We start from the raw sequence: 22,578 nt of genomic DNA, 5'->3' as shown, positions 1-22,578 counted from the left end.
AAGGCGGGGGCAATGATTGAGACACTAAGAGGGCTTGGTTACTCCACCGCCACCGCAATCGCTGACATCATAGACAACAGCATTGCTGCGGATGCCTGCATGGTCGACCTCCGGTTCATCTGGAAAGGACCCGACAGCGTAGTCGCGATACAGGACAATGGTTGCGGCATGGATGATACCCAGCTTGATTGCGCCATGCGGTTGGGCGAAAAGAGCCCGCTCGACAGCAGGAGTGCTTCTGACCTGGGGCGCTTTGGCATCGGTTTAAAGACGGCATCGTTCTCACAGTGCCGACGCCTGACTGTAGCAAGCCGGCAACAAGACGGTGAAGTCTGCTGCCTTCGTTGGGATCTTGATGTCCTTGCCGCAAGCCCTGACGACGGCTGGCACCTGTTGGAGGGCCCCGAGGAATCCTCTGGCGATCTTCTCGTCCCCTTGCAAGCAGCAGAAAGGGGAACGTTGGTTCTCTGGGAGCGGCTGGACCGAATAGTGACACTAGGCTTCACGGAGCAGGACTTTCTTGAACTAGTCGACGTAGTAGAACGGCACTTGGCGATGGTGTTTCACCGATACCTCTCAGGGCCGAACCCGACCTTAAATATCCGCCTGAATGATCGGTTGGTAGTCCCCTGGGACCCCTTCCTATCCGGGCACCCTGCAACATGGACCTCACCTCTTGTCCTTCTCGAAACGGATGGAGGGAAGATAGAGATGCAGGGACACGTGCTTCCTCACAAAGACCGTCTGAGCCAGAACGAGCACGACCTAGCTGCAGGCCCGGACGGCTGGACAGCCCAACAGGGCTTCTATGTCTATCGAAACCGACGTCTCCTGGTGGCTGGCAGTTGGCTGGGACTTGGTCAGGGACGCTCCTGGACCAAGGAGGAAGCTCATCGCTTAGCACGGATCAGGTTGGACATTCCAAATTCCGCCGATACCGACTGGAAAATCGATATTCGTAAGTCTACCGCTAGACCTACCGTCCAGGTGCGCCCAATTCTGACCAAGCTTGCCGAGGATACACGTTCCCGAGCGCGGCGAGTCTTTGCACACCGCGGAAAGGCAACCCGGCTGGGAGACAGTCAGCCTGTAGCAGAGGTATGGCGTACCGAGCATTTTCAGGGGGGAACACGCTATCGGATCGATCGTGACCACCCAGCGGTAAATGCCGTCATCGAAGAGGCCGGCCCATTGACCCCTCAGATCAGAACTATGCTACGCATAATCGAGGAAACAATTCCAGTACAAAGAATTTGGCTCGACACTACCGAGGGAAGAGAAACGCCTCGCACTGGATTTGCTGACGACCCTCCAAATGAGGTCAAAGCAGTCCTTGAGACGATGTTTCGCAACATGGTTGTCAGGAAAGGGCTAAGTCCCTCCCGCGCAAAGGAACGGTTGCTTCACACGGAGCCCTTCCAAAACTATCCGGATCTGGTGGACGCGCTGCCGGACGAGATATCAGTCGATAAGGAGGCGCGGCAATGAATGGGACGAACACGGACATCGAGCAAAAGGTCATAAAGTTTGTTCAAGAGCTCCTGCTCGATGAAGGAGACAAGGCTACCATTACTCCCGTCCTCATCGCGAAGAAGATCGAATTGGTTCTGAAGATGAACCCACGGTGGGGTTCCGGCCTCAACAGGGATCATGTCACGGACGAGTTGATCCGCAGATTCAGTCTCTGGATCGGCCAGGACACATTGCTGGCGAACGATGCCGGACACGAAGCATGGCTTGTCGCATCAAGAAAGCAGGAGTGGCGCTACTGGCAGCGCTACAGAGAATGGCTTGAGCGAAAGCTTTCCTACAAGGCGGTGGACGGGCTCGACCAGTCCACGGACACAGTGCTTGGACTTCTGGAGGATCCGCTGCGCAAGGGCCGTTGGGATCGCCGGGGGCTAGTGGTGGGGCATGTCCAGTCCGGCAAGACCGGACACTACACGGGCCTCATATGTAAGGCCGCCGACGCGGGATACAAGATAGTGATCGTTCTTGCCGGACTTCATAACAACCTTCGGTCACAGACTCAGATGCGGCTCGACGAGGGCTTCCTCGGATACGAGACCAAGCCTGTTCAGGAAGACATCCAGATCATCGGAGTAGGTGAGATTGACGGGGATCCGAGCATTCGCCCCAATTTCGCGACCAACAGAACGAATAAGGGGGACTTCACGACGAGCGTGGCCAAGAACCTGGGAATTTCCCCGGAGCAACGGCCCTGGCTGTTCGTGGTCAAAAAGAATAAGACTGTTCTTGAGCGGCTACTGAGGTGGATCAGGAACCATGTCGCCGACCTTCATGATCAGGAAAGTGGTCGAAGGATTGTGACCAACTTACCTCTTCTGGTTATCGATGATGAGGCGGACCACGCTAGCGTCGATACCGGCGAGCAGGTGTTTGATTTGGACGGGCGGCCCGATGACCAACACCAGCCAACGACCATCAATCGCCTGATCCGGCGCATTCTGTTCTCCTTCGCGAGATCCGCCTATGTCGGATACACGGCTACCCCTTTTGCCAATATATTCATTCACGAAAGAGGAGCAACCCGCGAAGAGGGGCCGGATCTGTTTCCATCAGCATTTATCGTCAACCTAGCTGCCCCTTCCAATTACATAGGTCCGGTGAGGATTTTTGGACAGAACGACGAGGAATGGAGGAATGGCGGCGTCGATCTGATACGGGAAATCCACGACCACTCGACTGAAGAGGGTTTCGGAGGATGGATGCCTCAGAAACACAAGAATGGGCACATCCCGCTTTTCAATGATGAGGATGCACCACCTCCGTCTCTTATAGAAGCGATCAACGCGTTTTTGCTCGCATGTGCCGTTCGGCGGTTGCGCGGCCAGGAAAGCGAACATGCATCCATGCTGGTTCATGTGACCCGTTTCAATTCGGTCCAGCGGCACGTCCATCTCCAGGTTGAAGAACAGATTCGACACCTTCGGCAAAGACTCACTCGCGGCATCGGGCATGAGCAGGTCCTCGCCGACATGAGATCCCTGTGGCAGAGGGATTTTGTGCCAACCTCTCTCGGGATCAGCGGAAGTTACCCTGACTTGGTGCCAGAGGGTGTGCCCACTTGGGAAGAAGTGGCATCTCAACTGGCCGATGTGGTTTCGGACATTCAGGTGCGGATGATCAATGGAACAGCAAAGGATGCTCTGGACTATTCCGAACACGAGGGCGCCGGTCTGAAAGTGATCGCAATTGGTGGTGACAAACTGGCCAGAGGGCTGACCCTTGAGGGTCTTTGCGTCAGTTATTTCCTTCGAGCATCTCGCATGTATGACACGCTGATGCAGATGGGGCGCTGGTTCGGTTACAGACCAGGCTATCTCGACCTGTGCCGTCTCTACACCACATCAGAACTTTCAGAGTGGTTCGGGCACATCGCGGATGCGGCAGAGGAACTTCGCGAGGAATTTGACATCATGGCCGCCACAGGGGCGACACCCAGGGAGTACGGCTTGAAGGTCCAGTCCCATTCGGTCTTGATGGTCACCTCAAGGCTGAAGATGAGATCGGCGAAGAACCTGATGTTGTCCTTCAGCGGACAGCTTCTGGAGACGGTGGCGCTGTACAGGACGAAAGGCATTCTTGAACAGAACCTAGCAACGGCTAGGCGACTTGTTTTGTCTCTCGGATCTCCAGAAGTAGATCCCGAACGCACACGAAATGGAAGCCGGCAGAAGTGGGCTGGTAGCTTCCTCTGGACCGATGTCTCCGCCTCGGATGTCATCGATTTCCTGACGAACTACAAGACGCACCCCGACGCCCACAAGGTCAACAGCCTCCTGCTGGCAGAGTTCATCCAGTCCATGTCGCTTGAATGCGAACTTACCCACTGGACCGTTGCGGTGATCGGAGGCGGAGAAGGGGCACCTTTGGCTCTGCGTGACGATATCGTGATCGATACGATGAAACGAAAGATGAAGGGAACGCACGAAGACCGCTACTCCATTGGCAGGCTCATGTCTCCGCGTGACGAGGCCATTGACCTCGAGGAGGAAGCCTGGAAAGCGGCCCTCAAAATGACCCAGGAGGCTTGGCGTGCCGATCCCGGTAGACGCGAGGATGCGGTACAGCCAGACATCCCGAACGGCCCGGCCATCAGAAAGGTCAGAGGATTCGGGGCGACCGGGATCCAGGCTCACCCTGAGCGGGGACTACTTTTTCTATATGGCCTTGACCCTCTCAAGGCCGAGGCTGGATTTCCAGAAGATACGCCGCCCATTGTGGCTTTCGCCATAAGCTTCCCCGGCAGCAGATCTGGCACAAAGGTCGAATACAAGGTCAACAACGTTCTGTGGGAGCAGGAATATGGCTCTGCAGAGTGAATTTGACCGACTGCAAACTGCATGGCGCGCCCTGGCCAGCGACGGCGTGACGGAAGGATGGCGAACAATCCCGATCGAACTACTCGGCCCCCAAAGATTGCTTGCCGGTCGGCACTTCCCTGGAAACGAAGAGGCAGTTCTCGTCGGCTTTAACTCTGTCCGCCTACCTCTAGAGGGACAACTTCCCCAGGGGCAGGGGTTTCGGGTTGAGCGGATCAAGCACAAGATTTCCGATGTTTCTCACACCTGGATCGCACTTTCCCGGCAGCCGGTCGGCAGTTTGGACATGTTTGCACGGATGGCAGAGGATGTTGTTGGCATGCTTGAAGTCTACAGACATGTCGAAGACCAAGTGCTCTTCCAGCTCTTTCTTGGTCGGATCAAGGCGTGGCAGGAATTCATGCATCAAGCAAGAGCCGAGGTCCTTGGGCCAGAGGCTGAAACTGGTCTGGCAGGCGAACTGTGCTTTCTTAAATCGCTACTGGAAACTGGGCTGCCAGCCACGACGGTCCTAGACGGCTGGCACGGGCCGTTAAATGGACTCCATGATTTCCTTTTTGGCTTGGGAGCGATTGAGGTGAAGAGCACAGTGGCAACTCTCGGTTTTCCGGCAACCATCGGCTCTCTTGAGCAGCTTGACGCCTCTCTAGTCACCCCCCTATTTTTGGCTGGAGTTCGATTGGTATTGGATCCTGGTGGCATGACGTTGCCGGCTATCATCGACGACATCCTACGAGAGCTTGAAGATAAGCCCGAGGCGCGAGGTAAATTCGAGTCACTGGTACTCAGAACTGGCTTCCTTCGGGCGTTCTCGGATCGCTACAGGCGACGATTTGCACTCGCCGATATAAGAATCTTGTTGATTGATGGAGCTTTCCCGGCCCTGACACGGAATAATGTCAATCCCGTCATCAGGAAGGTTCGGTATGAATTGGACCTCGACCTTGTCAGCGCTTCTGATGTGGGAATGGACTGTGCATTCGAACAACTTGGGGTGTTAAACAATGGAACTCGTTGATTTTCTCAGGCAAACCCAAGCAGAGGTCCGATCAGAAATTGGTGATCGTCTTGGTGATCCCGGCAATGCCTATCCTTATCCCGAGTCGGTCTTCGCCGAGGTGGTGATGCAGCACATGTCCGAGATCGGCATGACGTTCGATCCGGTTGTATGTCACTACGCAGCAAAAGTCGGGAATGCCAATCTGCGCCTGAGCGGATATGCCGTTTCAGACGAAGCGGATCAGCTTGATCTATTTGTCAGCCTCTATGAGGGCGTTGACGATGTAAACCCTATCCCGGACGCGCAAACTAAGACGGCTGCTGAACAGTGTCTGCGCTTTCTTGCAAATTGTGCTCAGGGTCGTCTGGCGTCCACCATGGACCAATCGAATGACGCTTATGCTCTGGTTCTGACGATTCAGGGGTGTTATGCTAACCTGGACCAGATCAGAGTTTATGTCCTTACAGACCGACAGGCCAAGGCCAAGAATTTCAAGTCCAGGGAGGTTAATGGTAAGACGGTGATGCTCGAAGTAATGGACATCGAGCGTCTTCATCGCCATTGGTCGGAAGGAAAACCCCGAGACGAGCTTGTCGTAAACTTTGAAGAGGTTGCGGGCTCGCCGCTTCCCTGTGTCTACATTCCTGGAGATATGGCAGAATACGACTATGCACTGACAGTCATACCCGGTGAGGCGATGCGCTTCGTGTATGAGAAGTATGGCGCAAGGCTTCTCGAAGCAAATGTTCGCTCTTTCCTGAGCATGACCGGAAAGGTCAACCGGGGCATCAGGGATACCTTGAAGGAGGACCCAGAGCGGTTCATGGCCTATAACAACGGGATCGTCATTGTTGCAGACGAACTTAGCCTTGGACGGACAGAGGATGGCGGGCCCGGCATTCTGTGGCTGAAGGGGATGCAGATTGTAAACGGCGGTCAGACCACTGCTTCTATCTACTTTACCAAGAAGAAGAGTCCGGAAATAAACCTGAGGCGAGTCCGAATTCCAGCCAAGGTGATTGTCTTGAAATCGGAAGATCCGGTCCAGGAAGAGGTCCTTATTTCTGACATATCCAAGTTCGCCAACAGCCAGAACTCGGTTCGACAATCGGATCTATCGGCCAACAAGCCGTTTCACGTCGAGGTGGAAAAACTGGCCATGTCCACCTACTGTCCGGATGGTATCGGTCGTTGGTTCTACGAGCGAGCTGCTGGCAGTTATAAAACAATGCTTGCACGAGAAGGAACGACGCCCGCCCGATTGACAAACCTTAAACAGTCCATTCCTCCTGCACGAAAGATCACCAAGACTGACTTGGCAAAGTTCCTGAACGCCTGGGATCAGTTGCCGGACTCTGTCAGCTTCGGAGCCCAGAAGAACTTTGTGCGGTTTATGAACAGGATTGGCGGGGACGAGGTGGATGATTCCCAAGCCACTCTTCCTGATGTACCAGAGTTTAAGAGGATGATAGCCAGGGCCATTTTGTTTAAGGCTACTCAGAAACTGGTCCGTCCGATGTTTCCCGCGTTCCAGGCAAATGTGGCCACCTATACCGTTTCGCTCCTGGCGAACCGGTTGGGTGACCAGCTTGACCTTGAAAAGATCTGGCTCAGACAGGATATTTCCTCCCGGTTAAAAGAACAGGTTCAGACGTGGGCAGTTGAGGTCAACAGGGTCCTTCATGAGACTTCAGAGGGGCGAATGATCTCTGAATGGTCTAAGAAGCCAGAATGCTGGGTCATGGTTAAAAGTGCGAAGTATTCATCACCACTTAATGATATCCCTGAAATTAGGTGAGATGATTTAATGGAAAAATTTTTATTTAACGATCTGTCGGATGCTGATCTTAATATTGATGCTGTTTATAAAGGCAATAGAAATGGGAATGCAGGAGATGACCCGTTAAATCGTTTGCTCGGTGTAAGTGTTCAGGGTGGATTTCGAGTGTTGGGTTCTCGTGATAATCCACGAATGATTGTGTTGACTACGAGTATGTCGGATCCAGAGTGGCCTGATGACTTGGACCACGAAACCGGTGTATTTACTTATTTCGGTGACAACAAGAAGCCTGGGCGGGAAATTCATGAAACGCCTCGTTATGGGAATATACTTCTGAGAAATATGTTTGAAGCACTTCACTCAGGAGAGCGCCAATTGATCCCTCCTATTTTTGTTTTTTCCAAAGCAGCTGAATATCGAGATATGGTTTTCAAAGGATTAGTTGTTCCAGGAGTGGATGGTCTGTCCTCAATGGACGATTTGGTTGCAGTATGGAAAACAACAAAAAATCAACGTTTTCAGAATTACCAAGCGAAGTTCACGGTTCTCGATGTGCCGACCATAACGAGGAAATGGATAAACTCTTTGAGAGCAAACCATAATTTAGAAGCTGAAGCACCTCAAGCATGGATAGATTGGAGAAAAACTGGCTTTAGTCGTCCTTTAAAGGCTGTGCGATCACTAGAAATACGAACCAAGGAAGAGCAGCTTCCGGCAATAGAGGGTATCAGTTTAATAAACGTAATATTAGAAAAATATTCTAAGGACCCTTATGCCTTCGAAAAATGTGCGGCTGAAATTGTGCGTCTCTTTTTGGGAGAGAGTGTTGTCTCAATTGACTTGACAAGGAGTGTGCGCGATGGAGGTCGAGATGCGGTAGGGAAGTTTCTAATTGGCCGTAAAACATCTTCTGTCTTGGTAGAATTCGCAATGGAAGCCAAGTGCTATAGTTCTAAAAATTCAGTTGGAGTCAAAGAACTTTCCAGACTGATTTCAAGGCTGCGCCATAGACAATTTGGTATTTTGGTTACAACCTCTTGGGTGAACAGCCAAGCATATAAAGAAATTAAAGAAGATGGGCATCCAATAGTTATTATTTCTGGATCAGATATTGTTAGAATTTTTGTGGAAAAAGGATTTTCCTCTGCGCAAACTTTGCTCTCGTGGTTGCAAAGGCTTGACCAAAAATCAGTGTGATCTGAATTTCATCAAAGAAACCGCAATCATTCACGTAACTTATGGCGTTACTGAAGATGCTTAGTGTTGACAAAACTGGTTGTAGAGAATCACAAAACAGGTGTTTGGATCGGAATGGCTCAAGGGTGACTTTTCTTTGTTAGCACCGGATCAGGTGTTCTCTATAGATGTCGCCTCGTCAACTTGTCATGCTCATTGAAGATAAAATAATAATCCTATAAATCAAGAATGAATTAGTGGCGCCTCCATTGGGAACCTGGTAAGACACTGAATATGAAATTGCGAACCTTGGATCTTTTTTGTGGTGGTGGGGGCAGCGCCTGGGGAGCTCAGGCAGCTGGTGCTGAGATCGTGTGTGGTATTGATGCGTGGGACTTGGCCGCTCAGACATTTGAGGCCAATTTCGGCTCTGCCCGAGGTGTCAATTTGTGCTTGGACGAGAGCTCTGGATCTAAACTGGTTCCGGACTTAGGACCTATTGACCTCATCCTGGCGTCGCCGGAATGCACCAACCATACTTGCGCCAAGGGAGGTCGTCCGAGGGATGAAGGTAGCAAGATGACAGCTAGGTATGTCCTTAATTTTGCAAAGGACCTTAGCCCTCGCTGGATCGTCCTTGAGAATGTTGTACACATGCGTAGTTGGCGTGGATATGACCCTCTTATCTGTGAACTTGAGGATCTCGGTTACAACGTACTTCCTCAGGTACTGGATGCATCGAATTTCGGAGTGCCACAGAAACGTCGTCGTTTGTTCCTGCTTTGCGACAGGGATAAGAATCCGTCGCCAATAGTAACATCAGAGTACCCGGTAGGCACCGTGGAATCAGATGTAATTATCTGGGAAGGAGCCTGGAAATCAAAACCCCTCTATAATGAGCGACGCGCACAGGCAACCCTTGAAAGAGCTGAACGTGCAATTGAAATGCTCGGAAGAGGAGTTCCTTTCCTGATTGTTTACTATGGATCAGATGGAAGTGGGGGGTGGCAGCCTTTGGATCGTCCTATCAGAACTTTGACCACGCTTGACCGTTTTGGTCTTGTGACTTGGGAAGGGGATACTCCGATGCTCCGCATGCTGCAACCTCCGGAACTCCAAAAGGCAATGGGGTTTGGCGAAAACTATAAAATGCCCTTCGGATCACGTCGTGACCATATAAAAATTCTTGGAAATGGTGTCTGTCCTCCGGTGATGAACGCCATTATTCGCTCTCTAACCGGAAGTGAGCAGCTATTAAAGGCTGCTGAATAAGGCACTGTTTTTTTGATTAAGCCACTTAGTAAGGCTTATGTTCTTCATAAATAAGCGAGCTTAGGAGCAATTCGCTCTGAAACTGGACGATTGAGAGCTCTTCGTAGACAATTTATCTTTAGAGCCAGAAGGGTGAATAACGTCGAAAACTATCATGGAATTCTTTGAACATCGATATTCGATCTTATTCTCTCGAACGCCATCGGTCGATTTTCCTTGGCCACATGCGCATCCGTCGCCGCAATCACGAGTTCATGCTTGGGATTAAACTTCCGCAGGTTTTCAGCCACAGCCTTCAGGTTCTCAGCCTTTACTGCCCACACCACCGGCTTTCCGGTCAGTCGGTTAAGCTCGATGGCGCTCACCAGGTCATCGGCAATCAGGATCGGCTCTTTGGGGTTCTTTGACAGCTTGCCACCAACGACGTGATGCAGCCCGTTGTCGCTGCCTGGTCCCGTGATCATCTTGCCTGATCCATCGGTATCAATTCGGTAGAGCGCGGCCAGACGGTTGCCGCTGTCACGCAGCGGGATGAGAACCTTGCCGTCTTGATCGACACGATACTGCGCCCAGGCTTTGGCTGAGCCCAGTTCTGCTCTGGCTTTGATGGTCTGTTTGTCAGCAGGCTTCGCGGTTTGCCAGGCGTGCCAGGCATTATCGCCGACCTTTTGGGCCAGTTCAGTACGTAGAGCCGTCATGGTTGGCGTTTTGGCCGGATCATCCTTTATCTGCGTTTTCCAGACATTGCGATGTGTTTTGATGGTCCGGGTTTGGATCTGGCCGGTTTTGTCACGATATTCTTCCTCGACCTCGACTTCTTTGGTTTCCGCGACCTCCAGCGTAATCCAGTCGCCGGGCTTGGCGTCGGCCTGATCAACGCTCTGCGCAATATCAATGCCCCACAGCGTGCGCTCCACGCCGTTGGCATCCTGAAGGGTAACAAAACTGGATTCCGACTTCTCGAAATCGAACTTGTAAGGTGCTGCACCGCTGGCAATCAGGCGTGAGGCCTTGTTGCCGTCACGGGGCGCGGCATAATCTTTGAACGAAGTCGCCATCTTCGGGCGCACAATCTCCATGCCCAGTTTTGCTGCTTTTTCTGCGTCGTCTGGCTGTTCTATTGCGCCGAGTGCCACAATGATTTCAGCATTGTTGTTTTTTTCGCGCATATGGCGAGCCAGGTCCGCCCAGTCCGCCGGTCTGGCGGGGACCATCACCGGGCAGTTTGTCGCCCGATGCAGCGCCGCAGCATCGGCATAATCCCGGGCGATGATCAGTGTATCCTGATCCCCGCGTCTTTGCGGATCGATCCTGTGCATCAGGACCTGATCTGCCGGGGTGTCCTGCACCAAGCTTTGGCGACTCTGTTTGTCGATCAGCATGACATTCTCAATCCGGCCAGAGCGGTCGCGCAGCGGTACGGCAATATTGCCTTTGTCTGTGAGCTTGACGCCATAACCCCGCAGGCCGCTGACTTTGAGCCAGGCTGAATTGCCCGGCTTGGCCCAGTCGGAGCAGGTATCCCAGATCATGAAGGCTTTATCATCGGTAGCCTCGACAAAAGCGCGGCGAATGTCGGTGGCGTCATCCTGATCGGGTAGGGACACAATCGGCACATTGGGTTGGCGCGGGATGGTGGGATCGGCAATGATTGCTGTGCTGTTCGGGTATCGCCGTTGATGCTCTTTGAGCACCTGACGCATGTCATTAGGATCGGCCAGAACAATTACCGGTCGCCGTGTGGCATCATGGATTTTAACGGCATCGGCATAATCGGCGGTAAAGATCACCGGGCCTTTGTCGATCTGTTTTCGGGGATCAATGAGATGCACCAGCCCGTGTGTCCGCTTATTGCCAATATCGAGGCTTTTACCCTCCGGCGAATAGAGCCGCACGGCTTGCAAATGGCCATCGCGGTCCCTGAACGGCACGAGAAGGTTGCCGTCATCATCCATGCGACAGCCCCGACCGGTGGAGCGGGTCTCTGACAGCCATTTAAGGGATTTGGCCTTGGCCCAGTGTCCGGCCTCTTTCCAGGCCTTCAGCGCCGGGTTGGCCAGCTTTGTGACCGGTGTGGGGCGATCCTCGCCAAACACCAGATGCAGCATTTCCTGATGGGCGATCAGGAACACCGCAGCCAGTGGATCACGATAGGCCTCACTGACCAGAAACAGCTTCCAGTTTGACAGTGACCGGCTCAACAGACTGGAAGGTGGGGCCGGGGTCATTCTTTGCGTGCCGAGATATTTGCGCCACAGCGGCGGCATGGCAGGATGGCGCAGGGTCGGGCGGCGTTTATAGCGTTGTTTGGGCCGTGATGGTTTTTCCTGTGTCGCTTTCTGTTCTTCGCCAGATGGCTTGAAGGTCCCCAGTTTCTTTTCCAGAGCGGCTTTGCTTAGGGAACGATCCAGGGCTGATGCTTTCATGCCCTGGCCATCCGGTCCGAGCAGCACAAAGCCATTGCCGCGCTTTTTAAGTCTGATGTCGTAATCACCCAGAACCTGATGCAGATCCTGCCAGGTCTTCGCGTCTGCCGTTTGTTTTAAAATCTCTTTACGATGACCCAGCACATGGTTCTGGAAACTTTCCTGCCAGGTCTGGGATTCATAGTCGCGGGCGGAAGGGGAGAGTTTGGCGCTGTTATCTTTGCGTTGTGCCATGCCGTTATCGACAAACAGGCCATATTTCTTTTCAAGCTGGCGCGAGACCCGGTCGAGGATTTTAAAATCGCGATAGGGGGTGACGAGCTGGAGCGTCTCTGGATGCACCCGGTTAAAGGCGATGTGCATATGAAAATTGTCGGTATTGATATGGGTGCCGGCCACATATTGATGGCCGCTAAAACCCAGCGCCCCGGCATAGGTTTCGGCAATGTCCTTTAAGTCCTGATCCGACAGCCGGTCTTTCTCGCCCGGGCGGAACGAGATAATCATGTGATAGGACTTGTCTTTGACATCGGGTTTGAGGCGGCGCACGGCTTCAATCTCGACCAGGGCAAGATCCAGATCCTCTTTGCTGTTGCCAGCACCACAATGGGCAATCCAGAAACGGTCGAGCTTTTCGCCGGCCTCTTTGGCCGCCGCAATATAATGGGCCAGTTCTTTATAATTATCGGCGATATGGGCGTTCTTGGGGATCTTCTTGGCGATCATGACGCTTTACGATGCAGGGAACGGTCAATCTCGCGGACCAGACTTTTAAGCGCATTCTGGGTCGCCGTAATGTCGATGATCAGCTGATCAAACTTGGCCAGCAGATCGGCGCTCAGCGGTTCATCTAGGGCCAGTTTAAAGAGATTGCCGAGACGCGCCTGGTCGGCATTGACCCTGAGAAGATCAAGAATGGCCTGGGAGGCTTCAAATGTGCGCTGATCGGGCAGTTTGCTGTTCATGAGAAGACGGCGCAGAAGTTCGGAGCGGCTTAGTCGCAGTTGATCGGCCAACTGGTCGAGCCTCTGGCTCTCGGCTTCCGGCAATGTGACCAACAGACGTCGGTTATTTGTTGCCATGACTTTTCTCGTTAAAAAATCCGGTAATTTGCGCTTGTCCCGGAACCGGGCAGTTTTCCATGTGGCAGCAGGAATGGCGCGGGTGGCCGTTTATAAAATCCCGCAGCACCGATCCCTTATTGTAATGAACGATTACGCTGTTCCACCAGTCTGCGCCCAGGCTCGGTATGGCGGTTTTCTGTTCAGCGACATAGAGATATTGCAGGAGTGTCGGCATATCAAGCGACAGGGTGGTCTCACCGGATTGCAGGGCAAAAATCAGGGCCGGGCCACAGTCGTCACAGAAAACATCCTGTGCTTCGTCAAGCCGGGCACGCGCCCGGAAAATGGCCTCGGGAGAGGCTTTTGACATCATCATGATCCTTTATAAATGCTCGCTAAAGATGCCGGTGGCCCTTATAGAGAGCCACCGGCAGAGGATTAGATCGCCACTTGCTGGCGTTGCGAACGCTGCTGCTGTTTGGGCGCAGGCAGGGTCTGGGCCTTTTGCAGTTTTTGCGTCAGGCCCAGTTCTTTGATCTGCTGCTTGACGGTTTTGGCCAGGCTGTCGATGCCGCGTGCGACATGCAGATCGTTAAAGTCGGTGAGGCCCGCCTGTTTCTCCGCCGGGGAGAGGTTGGGCCGGATAACAGCAGCATCCACCAGTGCCGCTGCGCGTTCGGCCCCTTTGATACCGGGATTGATGCCCTGTCTGGCTTCAACCCCATGATCATCATCGGCGGCGATGATCAAGGGCCGGTCGGGGAAGGCTTTTTGCAGGGCTTCGGCGACCGGGGCGAGATTGCCGCTATCCATCGCAATGGCGGTCTGATAGTCGGTGGCCATATTGAGGCTTTTGCCGGTGGCATATCCTTCGACAATCAGGATCGGGCCTTTCTTTGTGCCCGGGATCATGTGCATCAGCCCGGTTTTGCGCCCATCCTTGAGGAAGCGTTTGCTGCCATCGGGCGTGATGACCTGGACATTCTCGATAAAGCCTTTGGCAGTGGTCATCGGCATCAGCAGATTGTTGTGAATGTCCTGTTTTAGCGTTTCTCCGCCCACCTGCTTGCGTTGCAGATAGACATGATCACTGCTGGCGGTATCAGCGCCCTGAACCATGGCATAGGCGCGTTTGGCCACCTGTTTGTATTGGGCTTTGAGGTTTTCTTCCATTTGCGCCTTGCGGGCGGCAGCTTCGGCCTTGCTGCGTTCAATCTCGGCCGGGTTGCGCTCGGCAGCCGAACTGACCCATTTCACCGGCTCGTTCCCGGATTTGTAATTGACGATATTGCCGGCCGGAATGCCTTCGATAAAACCACGATAGGAACCGCTCTTCTGGCCTTTGCGGTCGCTTTCCACCGAAACACGGTGCCATTTGCCATCCATGGTGGGCAGGCCTTCGATCACCAGACCATTTTCACGGCAGGCCAGAGCAAATTCCTCTTCCGGGCGCATCCGGGATTGCGGTTTTTCGAGAGTTTGTTCGTTCCAGCGGGCAAAAGGTTTGAGATCAGTGTCGTCCTGCACATACCAGGACTTCGCCCGCCGGTCCCATTTCGCGCCAAGTGCCTTGGCGTCGTTCTTCTCGCTATAGGGGACATTGAGGTAATGGCGCTTCTTCGGAGTATTTGGTTCAGTCCCCGGGGCGATATTGTTTACCACAGCTTCTTTGGGCTGGGAGGCTGGTCCGGTCGTTGCAGCAAGGTTCGTCGCCCGGCTTTCCTGGCGCGCCTGTTTTTGCTCGGCGATAAACCGGTCCGCCATTTTCTGTCCCGGATCAGCCCCAAGGCTTTTCACCAGTTCACTGGTGCGTTGTGCTTCCGGCACAAACCATTGCGGGCGCAGCGGCTTAAAATAGTCCTGATCAGGATGGGCGTCATACATGGCCGAGAGCAGTTCGGCATGTTTGGCAGAGCGGCCCGCAAGGTCGGCCATCGTCGTGAAGGTTTCCCGTTCCTGGTTAAAAGAGCGGTCTTTTTTGTCGGGATCATCAGAATATTGCCACCAGACATCGATGCGTTGGAAAGAGTTCTTTGCATCATTCAGGGCCCGGGCCTCGCCGTCGGGCAAACCATCAAGACGGGCGGCGTGTAACATCCAGTCTTCTTTGATTTTGACTGCCGTGTTTTCTGCCTGTCGCTCAAAGACCCGATCCGCAACGCCCCGGGCGGGATCCGTGCCCAGGCTTTTGGCCAGGTCATTTTCGCGCTTCTCTGCCGGAATGAACCAGTCCGGGCGAAGGGGCTTAAAATGATCCTGATCGGGATGGGCGTCATACATCACCGAGAGCAGTTCGGCATAGCTGGTGGTAAAGTTCCCCAGTTTGTCCATGCGGGCAAAGGTTTCCTGCTGGTGCCGTTTTGCACCCTCGCGAATGGCCGGATCGTCAGAACCTTGTCCAGCGATATCGATCTGATCAAAGGCGTTTTTGGCCTCGACCATCCTTTCGATATCGATATTGACCATGTTTTCAAGCCGGCCTGCATGGAGCATCCAGTTCTCCCGGACGTCCTTTTCATTCCAGCCGGGAAGGTCTTCGCGCTGTTCGGGCACAATCCTGTTCTTGCGGACCATTTTGGTGGCCTCCTGCTGCTTTTCCTGTGCCAGAACAGGCTTGAGCTGTTCACGCAGTTCCGGTTGGCTCACCCAGCTTCGGATCTGTTCGGCATCCCGGGCGGCAGTGAACAGGACGTTCCGGTCTTCCTTGATGGTGCGCATCCAGCTTCCGACATAGGCGGCATGGCGTTCCGGATAATGGCCAAGCCCCAGTTCGGTGGTCAGCATGTAGCTGGCAATCTCGGCGCGCAGTTCTACCCTGGCATAGGCCTCGGAGCCAAACGGCCCGAACTCCCGCGCCATGCGGTTTTGGTGGCCGGTGGAATGGCCCAGCTCGTGCAGAGCGGTTGCGTAATAGTCATATTGGCTGTGAAAGGCATTTTGCGGCGGCAGATGGATTTCATCACTCATCGGGCGGTAAAAGGCCCGATCCTTCTGGTCATGAAGGATGGGAACCTCGCCCTGTTTGAGCAGTTCTTCGGCCCGCTCGACCGGTGAGAAAGTCGGTTCCGGGGCAATGAAAGGGGCGAGGCCGTCGATCTGTTCGGCATTGAACACAACGGCATGAAAGACCTAGGGACGATCCAGGCGCACTTCCCGGGTTTTAACCCTGCCGTTTTCACCAAGAACCGGTTTGCCCTCCGCATCGAGCACGGATTGTTTGTCGGTCCATTTCCAATATTCGATTTTGGTGCCTTTTTCGCCCTTGCGCACCTGGGCATTCTGCGCCGTCGCCTGCCGGTAGGTCATCCAGCGCGGGTCTTCATGGCCGCGTGTTTCCAGCCACAATGCATTGATGCCGCGATAATTGGCCCCAGAACGGATTGAACGGCCCCAGCGGACTTTGCCCGGATCCCAGGGCTTTTGCCAGGGGGCGGTGCCGGCTTCGATATGGGTGAGCAATTCTTCGACCACCTGGTCGCGATAGGATTTTTTCTCGCTCATTTGCGTGTCCTTTCGGAACTGAGCCTGGTCATTTTCGGGGAAGGTTTGTTGCAGCCGGGTGCCGTTCCGAATGCCGGTGGCAACGGATTGGGCGGTTTGACGCAGTTCGGGGAGGGTGAGCGGGCTTTGGATCAGGCCCGCTGTGCGCAAGGCACGCGCAAACACCGCACGGGTTTTGTCCCACGCACGGCTGGTAAAACTGCGTTCATCTTCGGCAACGAAGGCGAACACTTCCTCGGCTTTGAAAAGTTCGGGCTGATCGGCGTAATCGCGATCAACCCGGTCCCAGAAGGGTTTTAGCGATGGTTCCTGTCGTGTTTCGAGAACACGATGGAGCAGATCGCGTTTGTCATCCCGGCGCAAAGGTATTAAGCCCGTAATGCCCGAGCAGTTCGTGGCGGATGACGGTGCGGGCTTCCTGCGCACTATGTAGATTTCGGCTGGCAAGGGTAAATAGTCCCCTTGCGGGGTGGTAACTTCCCTGTATGCCCTGGCCTTTGGCGTCTGGTCCATAAAGGTCCTCCGGGTCCTGCGCGACACGCACTGTCACGGGTATATTGCCACGATATTCCTTTAAGAAATCGTTTGCGATCTTCTCGTTTCTTCAATGGAAAGGCTCATGAGGCAGCATCCTCGCCGCTATCCTCATCAGCGGTCGGATCAAGCCCGTCAAAATGGCTGTCAAGCGCGTCCTGGTCGGACAGGGCGGTTTCACGAAACGCGCCCATATCGTCGGCCACATCGGGATCAACATGGAGCGGACCCTCTTCACCGGCACGGTTCACCCCTTCGGTTGCCAGCTTGAAATAGTCGCTTTCTGAAAGATGGGCGTTGGCGGTTTCAACAGGACGGATTTTGGGAATGTCAGACATAGGTGGTCTCCTGCGAGCTGTTGGGGGAGGGAAGGGATTGCGTCATTTTTGGCGGCCGGACCCGGCTGCGGCTGCGCAAAACCGGGTCAAGGAAATAGAGCTTCTGGCGGCCCCAGATCGGCGGGCGACCGCCGACAAAAATCAGGGTGTCGCCGGGCTTGGGTTTCTTTTTGCCGTCGGGATCCACATCGATCATGGGCAGGCGCATGATTTCATCGGCGGTCAGAAGATCGCGCGAGACTTCATGGAGGTTTTCCGATTGTGATCCCGGGGTGCCGAACTTGCCCGAGCGCGAATGCTTGCGCTGGACAATGGTCTGCTTGCCCGCCAGCTTGGAAAGCAGCTCTGCGGTCGGCAGTTTGTTGGGGGTGAAGGCAATGCGGACATGGCAGTTGGCAAAGATGGATTCATCCTTGCCGTATTTTTTATAAAGCTGCTCGATATTCTGGATGATGATGTAGGCCTTGATGCCGTAGCCAGCCATGAAGGCCAGGGCCTCTTCAAAGACTTCGAGTTTGCCAAGGGCGGGAAACTCGTCGAGCATTAGCAACAGCCGGTGTTTATAGCCCTGCTTTTGCTCGCCATCGCCAAACTCCATTTTTTCGGTGAGACGGCGGAGAAACAGGTTCATCATGATGCGGATCAGCGGGATCAACCGGTCCTTGTCCGCTGGCGAAAACACCAGATAGAGCATGGTGGGTTTTTCGCCATTCATCAGATCATTCAGGCGGAAATCACTGACAGCGGTATTTTCGGCAATGATGGGATCGGCATAGAGCGTTAACTGGGTTTTGGCATTGGAATGCACGCCCGAGCGTTCCTGCGGTGCCTTGATTGCCATGCCGTTGGCGCCGCGTTTAACCTCCTTGTTTACATGGGCATGGCCATGCTCATAGGTGGCCATTGTTTGCAGGATGGCGACAAAGTTGTCCTCGGTATCCATGTCATCGCCATTGCCGGAAGCACGCGGTGTTGGCGTTTCCTCGTCGCCTTCAATCGCCTCGTCGGGCGGGGTGACCGTGCTGATGCCTGAAAGGAAGATATTCACATCATCAAAATTGGCGATGCGGCCTTCTTCCTTCTGCACCTTGTAAATGACATGGAGCAAGACGACAGACAGCCAGCCCCAGCCTTCTTCCCGCCAGTAATTGCCGGCAATGCCCTTGCCATCGGGATCGACCACCATATTGGCGATGTTCTGGCAATCGGCGATGTCACGGCGGGTATTGATGCGGATTTCGGCGAGCGGGTTAAAGCGTACCGTTTCATCATTGTTGGGATTGCTGGGATCAAAACGCAGCACGGTTTTGCCCTGATCGCGGTTCCAGCCAGCGGTTTTGGCGTAATTCTCGCCCTTGATGTCGAGCACAAGGCCGCTTTCCGGCCAGGAGAGCAGGGTTGGTAAAATGATGCTGACCCCTTTACCACTGCGGGTCGGGGCAAAGGCCATCACATGTTCGGGGCCGTGATGGCGCAATTCGCGTACTTTGCCAAAGGCCCGGGGAAAGCCGCCAATCACCACCCCTTTGCGGGTGAGCAGGCGGGACTTTTTGATATCCCGCCAATTGGCCCAGCGGGCTGAGCCATGCAGTTCCCTGCCTTTGCGATTGCCCGAAACCGTATCGTTGCGCGCCCGGGCCGAGAAGATGGCCAGTACAATCAAAACCAGCATCCCGGAGCCGAGAATGACCAGGGCGGGATATTGCATGTTATCGGGCAGCCCGGCGGGGTGAATGGCAGCGGCATACAGCCATTGCCACCATTCAAGGCTGCGCGGATCAAACCCGACACTGAAATGCCAGTCGGCGATCACGCCGGCCAACATGCCCAAGGTGATGAGGAACATGGCAAAATGATAAAGCCGGGCCGTCATGCCGCCCTCCCGTCTTTGAGGATGTAATGGTCATTGGCGGGCTGCCAGAGATCGGTAATCCGGCGAAAGCCGTCCGGCCCGCGTTTGATCTGCACGACAAGATCGATCATCTCGGTCAAAAACTCCGGGATGCGGTCCATCTTCATGCCTGCCCAGGCAATGTTCTGGTCGAACTTGCGATGAATGGCCTGTTTGGGGCTGGTGGCATGGATGGTGAAGGTGACACCGGTTGTGCCGGCATTAAGGGTGCCAAGGGCGGCAAAGGCGTTTTTGGTGGAAATCTCGCCAAACAGCACCCGGTCAGGCGTGATGCGATTGACGTGATCAAACAGAACCCGCCAATCGACCATGCCGGTGGTGACAGAGCTTTCGCGCGCCGCCAGCAAGCCATTGCCATCCCAGAAGGGATCCAGGGCCAGCTCCATAGTGTCTTCCAGAGCAATGACGCGAATGTCATCGGCGAGTGTTGAGAGCAGAAGATTGAGCAGGGTGGTTTTGCCGGTATTGGTCCCGCCCGAGATCATGATGTTTTTGGCCCCCAGCATGGCCTCGGTCAGCACATCGCGGATCTCGCTTTCACAGGCGATGCGATGCAGGGGCAGGGTTTCTTCAAGCGGGGTGCCGGCATTCTTGCTGGCCGGCGGGACAATCTGGTCCCAGCCCGGGGTGAAGGGATGTTTGCAGCGAATGGCAAGGCTCAGCCCGGTGCGGACCGAGGGTCCGACCAGGCATTCAAAGCGATGGCCTTCTTCAAGGGCCGTCGAGAGAATGGGATGGGTATCGCCATCAAAGGGCAGCCCGCGCTGGTTGCCAAGACTGCGACAGATCCGTTCGATCCGGGCGAGGCTGAGATCGGCATCGACAATGCGCATTTTGCCCTCGCCGCGCCGGTCTACAATAATCTCGCCCGGGCGGTTAAGCCGCACTTCGACGGTTTTGGGATCGTCGTAATAGCGTGCCAGCGGGGCCATGATATTTTTATAAAGCGGGTTGATGGCGTTCATAGTGGCCACCCCCAATTGACAATGCACTGGCTGCGGATGGCTGTCGTCAGGACAGGATAGGCTGGACCAAAGGACCTAAACTGTATTGCCTGACCCCCGTTTTGGGTGCGGTAGTTCTGGATTGAAGGTGCTGAGGCTGTGGCGCGGCAGCTCTTGCTGACCGGTTCGCCAATCACTTCGCCATCTTCGCGAACGATGCTTTTCGTACCAATTGCATCAGTAAACGCGCAATGATTGGCGGTGCTCTTAGTGCCGCTGAAATCATTGTCGCCTGATGAATAATTGTAGCTCAGGCTAGTTGTGCCGCAGACATTTCCAGCCGTACTGTAGTTGGAGCTGTTCAGGGCATATGTTGCGTAGGTGTCCAGTCCCCAGGTGATCTGTACCGAGCAGACATCGCCGACACTGATCGGATCAGCTTCACCAGCCACCAGACTGTATTTGGTGCCATCCGGGCGGGTATAGTTTTTGACCAGATTCTGGCCCTGGAATTTGGTGCAGTCTTCATAGCTGATGTCGTTGGTCGGAGCCGTACTTTCCCCATCATAGCTATAGGGCGTCTGGGCCGTTCCGGGCAGAACTTCGCTGGTCTTGATGTTGTAGCGCCCTTGCGGCGTACCATCGATATAGACGGTGGACAGGGCATAGGCGAAAAGCTGGTCATCATGGGGCTGCCAGCCGGTAATCTCGATCTGGTGGGTATAAACCTGATCGCTTTTCTGACAATCGGTGATGAATTCCTGCTTGTCGTCATAGAAGTAGTAATAGCGCTCGCTGCCATAACTCTGGCCGGCACTGAGGCTGTGTGTCCAATAGGCCGGATCCTCGCAGCCTTCGGTGGTGGCGATAACGTCCATGCTGGTGGTGTCGGGCGTGCAGGCGGTGCGGAACTGTTCGAGACCATTGACCAGAATGCGCACCCGGCTTTGCAGGGTGACGGATTTGTCCTTGCTGTTGATCAGCGGCGTGCAGACATAATCGCCACCATCGGTTTTATAGACGGTTTCATGGGCAAATTCGGTACCGCTATCGGTGCAGGCGGTGCTGTAGGAAACGCCGTTCAGTTCATAGACATATTTGTGACGCTGATAGGAAACACCGGCGTCAAAATCATCGCGAATGTCGCAGCCCTCAGACGTTGCCGTCATCGGCGCCGGGGCGATTTCTTCGGACGGGCTGCAATCACGGACTTCGACCTTGCGGCCGCTCTGGTTGGAATAAACCAGTTTGGCATTGGTGATGACGTCACCGGCATCGTAATCGAGCGTGACGCGGCAGGCTTCGCTGTCTTCAACAATGTCAAAGCGGGCTTCGGGATCGGGCTGACACTCGCCATGTTCGACGCGATTGCCCGAGCCATCGGTGTAATAATAGATGAAGGAAGCTGTGGCCGTGCGAGCGTCCATATCCTCGATATAGGAACAGGCACTATAGCTTTTATTGATTTTGTAGCGTTCTTCGCCATCGGCACAGGTGCCGTAAGAGGTTTCGCCGTCCGTTGTGGTGGCCATACGGGTTTGCTGGATCGCCTGGAGCTGATCGAGATCGATCCGCATCTTGCAGCCTTCCGCCGTGATGCGGGTGGAGGTTTGCGGCGTATCATCAAGTTCCAGCGCACCGGGGGTGGTGTAAGATCCGGCATCCGGGTTGCTCGCCGCATTCGAGGCGACTGCGCCATCCGAGGCACCCACCCCAGCTTCCTCGACTTCCTTTTTACTTGCCGTTTCCTCATCCCCGGCCACAGCCAGGCGCTTGAGGGCTGCAATCAGTTCGCTCTGATCGCCCTCAATCGTGATGGGTGCGGCTGGATCGAGTTTGGGGTCATTTTCGAGCGCGAACTGGGCGACAAAATCATCGGAATTCAGCGCTTCGGCCCGGCCATCCTTTTCGACACCGGAAAGCACAAGCTGGCCAACTTTCTGTTCTTCGACCTTCACATAACGGGCATAGGCTTTGGCCGTGACCCCTTCGGTCAGCTTGCTATCGGCCCCGGGCACATCGACCAGCCCCAGATCAAGGGCAATCGGGGTGTTTTCAGGAAGCTCGGTAGTGCTTTTGCTCCGCGTGATGATTTTGACCTTTTTGACCATGTCGGCCATGTTGGGATCATCACTCGATACATTCCCGTTTGACCCTGATGGGGTTTGCGTCACGGCAGCGCGGGCCGTTGCAAGATCTTCATCGGGGCTTTGGGCGGAAGCGGGCAGGCTGGTTACGGCCAGCCCGGCGCAAATGAATAACAGAACAGGCAAAATGGGTTTCAT

At 54.5% G+C, this 22,578-nt stretch carries 16 protein-coding genes; 6 read left to right on the top strand and 10 right to left on the bottom strand.

What is annotated here, in order from left to right; translation table 11 throughout:
* Positions 1-12: 12 nt before the first annotated feature.
* The 6 genes from CSC3H3_RS20640 to CSC3H3_RS20615 all read left to right on the top strand — a co-directional run bounded on the left by CSC3H3_RS20640 (position 13) and on the right by CSC3H3_RS20615 (position 9,574).
* Positions 13-1,488, top strand: coding sequence for an ATP-binding protein (locus tag CSC3H3_RS20640; RefSeq protein ID WP_101286362.1), 1,476 nt, complete (start codon positions 13-15; stop codon positions 1,486-1,488).
* Positions 1,485-4,346, top strand: a complete 2,862-nt coding sequence (locus CSC3H3_RS20635; protein ID WP_101286361.1) for a Z1 domain-containing protein — start codon at positions 1,485-1,487, stop codon at positions 4,344-4,346. The genes CSC3H3_RS20640 and CSC3H3_RS20635 overlap by 4 nt, the downstream gene beginning before the upstream one ends.
* Positions 4,330-5,364, top strand: coding sequence for a PD-(D/E)XK motif protein (locus tag CSC3H3_RS20630; RefSeq protein ID WP_101286360.1), 1,035 nt, complete (start codon positions 4,330-4,332; stop codon positions 5,362-5,364). Before CSC3H3_RS20635 ends, CSC3H3_RS20630 begins: the two co-directional genes overlap by 17 nt.
* Entirely contained in the window at positions 5,351-7,144 is a 1,794-nt protein-coding gene (gene mzaE / locus CSC3H3_RS20625; RefSeq protein WP_101286359.1) for an MZA anti-phage system associated AIPR family protein MzaE, read from the top strand. The genes CSC3H3_RS20630 and mzaE overlap by 14 nt, the downstream gene beginning before the upstream one ends.
* Before the next feature lie 9 nt (positions 7,145-7,153).
* Positions 7,154-8,323 (top strand): restriction endonuclease, encoded by a 1,170-nt coding sequence (locus CSC3H3_RS20620; RefSeq protein WP_101286358.1) that lies wholly within the window; start codon positions 7,154-7,156, stop codon positions 8,321-8,323.
* Positions 8,324-8,596: 273 nt separating this feature from the next.
* Positions 8,597-9,574: a DNA cytosine methyltransferase gene (locus CSC3H3_RS20615; RefSeq protein WP_101286357.1), complete on the top strand. Its 978-nt coding sequence runs from the start codon at positions 8,597-8,599 to the stop codon at positions 9,572-9,574.
* 152 nt (positions 9,575-9,726) lie between these two features.
* Here the strand turns inward: CSC3H3_RS20615 and traI are convergent, their stop codons facing one another.
* From traI to CSC3H3_RS20570, 10 genes are all read right to left on the bottom strand, one after another.
* Positions 9,727-12,726, bottom strand: coding sequence for a TraI/MobA(P) family conjugative relaxase (gene traI, locus CSC3H3_RS20610; protein ID WP_101286356.1), 3,000 nt, complete (start codon positions 12,724-12,726; stop codon positions 9,727-9,729).
* The gene (locus CSC3H3_RS20605; protein WP_101286355.1) at positions 12,723-13,082 is read right to left on the bottom strand and encodes a plasmid mobilization protein; all 360 of its coding nucleotides are present in this window, start codon (positions 13,080-13,082) and stop codon (positions 12,723-12,725) included. The genes traI and CSC3H3_RS20605 overlap by 4 nt, the downstream gene beginning before the upstream one ends.
* A complete protein-coding gene (locus CSC3H3_RS20600; protein ID WP_157831974.1) occupies positions 13,069-13,440 on the bottom strand; it encodes a hypothetical protein in 372 nt (123 codons plus the stop codon). The genes CSC3H3_RS20605 and CSC3H3_RS20600 overlap by 14 nt, the downstream gene beginning before the upstream one ends.
* A 62-nt stretch (positions 13,441-13,502) precedes the next feature.
* Positions 13,503-16,178, bottom strand: coding sequence for a zincin-like metallopeptidase domain-containing protein (locus CSC3H3_RS20595; RefSeq protein ID WP_101286353.1), 2,676 nt, complete (start codon positions 16,176-16,178; stop codon positions 13,503-13,505).
* A gap of 15 nt (positions 16,179-16,193) precedes the next feature.
* A complete protein-coding gene (locus CSC3H3_RS20590) occupies positions 16,194-16,928 on the bottom strand; it encodes an ArdC-like ssDNA-binding domain-containing protein (protein ID WP_101286352.1) in 735 nt (244 codons plus the stop codon).
* Complete coding sequence (locus CSC3H3_RS24740) at positions 16,915-17,115, bottom strand: hypothetical protein (protein ID WP_157831973.1); 201 nt, start codon at positions 17,113-17,115, stop codon at positions 16,915-16,917. Before CSC3H3_RS24740 ends, CSC3H3_RS20590 begins: the two co-directional genes overlap by 14 nt.
* 67 nt (positions 17,116-17,182) lie before the next feature.
* A complete protein-coding gene (locus CSC3H3_RS20585) occupies positions 17,183-17,437 on the bottom strand; it encodes a hypothetical protein (protein WP_101283212.1) in 255 nt (84 codons plus the stop codon).
* Entirely contained in the window at positions 17,430-19,310 is a 1,881-nt protein-coding gene (locus CSC3H3_RS20580) for a type IV secretory system conjugative DNA transfer family protein (RefSeq protein ID WP_101283214.1), read from the bottom strand. The genes CSC3H3_RS20585 and CSC3H3_RS20580 overlap by 8 nt, the downstream gene beginning before the upstream one ends.
* On the bottom strand, positions 19,307-20,314 hold the full coding sequence (locus tag CSC3H3_RS20575) for an ATPase, T2SS/T4P/T4SS family (RefSeq protein WP_101283216.1): 1,008 nt from the start codon (positions 20,312-20,314) through the stop codon (positions 19,307-19,309). The genes CSC3H3_RS20580 and CSC3H3_RS20575 overlap by 4 nt, the downstream gene beginning before the upstream one ends.
* Positions 20,311-22,578, bottom strand: a complete 2,268-nt coding sequence (locus CSC3H3_RS20570) for a hypothetical protein (RefSeq protein WP_101286351.1) — start codon at positions 22,576-22,578, stop codon at positions 20,311-20,313. The genes CSC3H3_RS20575 and CSC3H3_RS20570 overlap by 4 nt, the downstream gene beginning before the upstream one ends.

Origin of the sequence: Thalassospira marina, assembly GCF_002844375.1 — a bacterium.
Classification (GTDB): Bacteria; Pseudomonadota; Alphaproteobacteria; order Rhodospirillales; family Thalassospiraceae; genus Thalassospira; species Thalassospira marina.
This window is presented reverse-complemented; position numbering and strand designations above follow the sequence as displayed.

Bases quoted from the DNA above. Each gene is read 5' to 3' on its own strand.
- CSC3H3_RS20640 (WP_101286362.1), top strand. From the start codon at position 13: ATGATTGAGACACTAAGAGGGCTTGGTTACTCCACCGCCACCGCAATC.
- CSC3H3_RS20635 (WP_101286361.1), top strand. From the start codon at position 1,485: ATGAATGGGACGAACACGGACATCGAGCAAAAGGTCATAAAGTTTGTT.
- CSC3H3_RS20630 (WP_101286360.1), top strand. From the start codon at position 4,330: ATGGCTCTGCAGAGTGAATTTGACCGACTGCAAACTGCATGGCGCGCC.
- mzaE (WP_101286359.1), top strand. From the start codon at position 5,351: ATGGAACTCGTTGATTTTCTCAGGCAAACCCAAGCAGAGGTCCGATCA.
- CSC3H3_RS20620 (WP_101286358.1), top strand. From the start codon at position 7,154: ATGGAAAAATTTTTATTTAACGATCTGTCGGATGCTGATCTTAATATT.
- CSC3H3_RS20615 (WP_101286357.1), top strand. From the start codon at position 8,597: ATGAAATTGCGAACCTTGGATCTTTTTTGTGGTGGTGGGGGCAGCGCC.
- traI (WP_101286356.1), bottom strand. From the start codon at position 12,726: ATGATCGCCAAGAAGATCCCCAAGAACGCCCATATCGCCGATAATTAT.
- CSC3H3_RS20605 (WP_101286355.1), bottom strand. From the start codon at position 13,082: ATGGCAACAAATAACCGACGTCTGTTGGTCACATTGCCGGAAGCCGAG.
- CSC3H3_RS20600 (WP_157831974.1), bottom strand. From the start codon at position 13,440: ATGATGATGTCAAAAGCCTCTCCCGAGGCCATTTTCCGGGCGCGTGCC.
- CSC3H3_RS20585 (WP_101283212.1), bottom strand. From the start codon at position 17,437: ATGTCTGACATTCCCAAAATCCGTCCTGTTGAAACCGCCAACGCCCAT.
- CSC3H3_RS20580 (WP_101283214.1), bottom strand. From the start codon at position 19,310: ATGACGGCCCGGCTTTATCATTTTGCCATGTTCCTCATCACCTTGGGC.
- CSC3H3_RS20575 (WP_101283216.1), bottom strand. From the start codon at position 20,314: ATGAACGCCATCAACCCGCTTTATAAAAATATCATGGCCCCGCTGGCA.
- CSC3H3_RS20570 (WP_101286351.1), bottom strand. From the start codon at position 22,578: ATGAAACCCATTTTGCCTGTTCTGTTATTCATTTGCGCCGGGCTGGCC.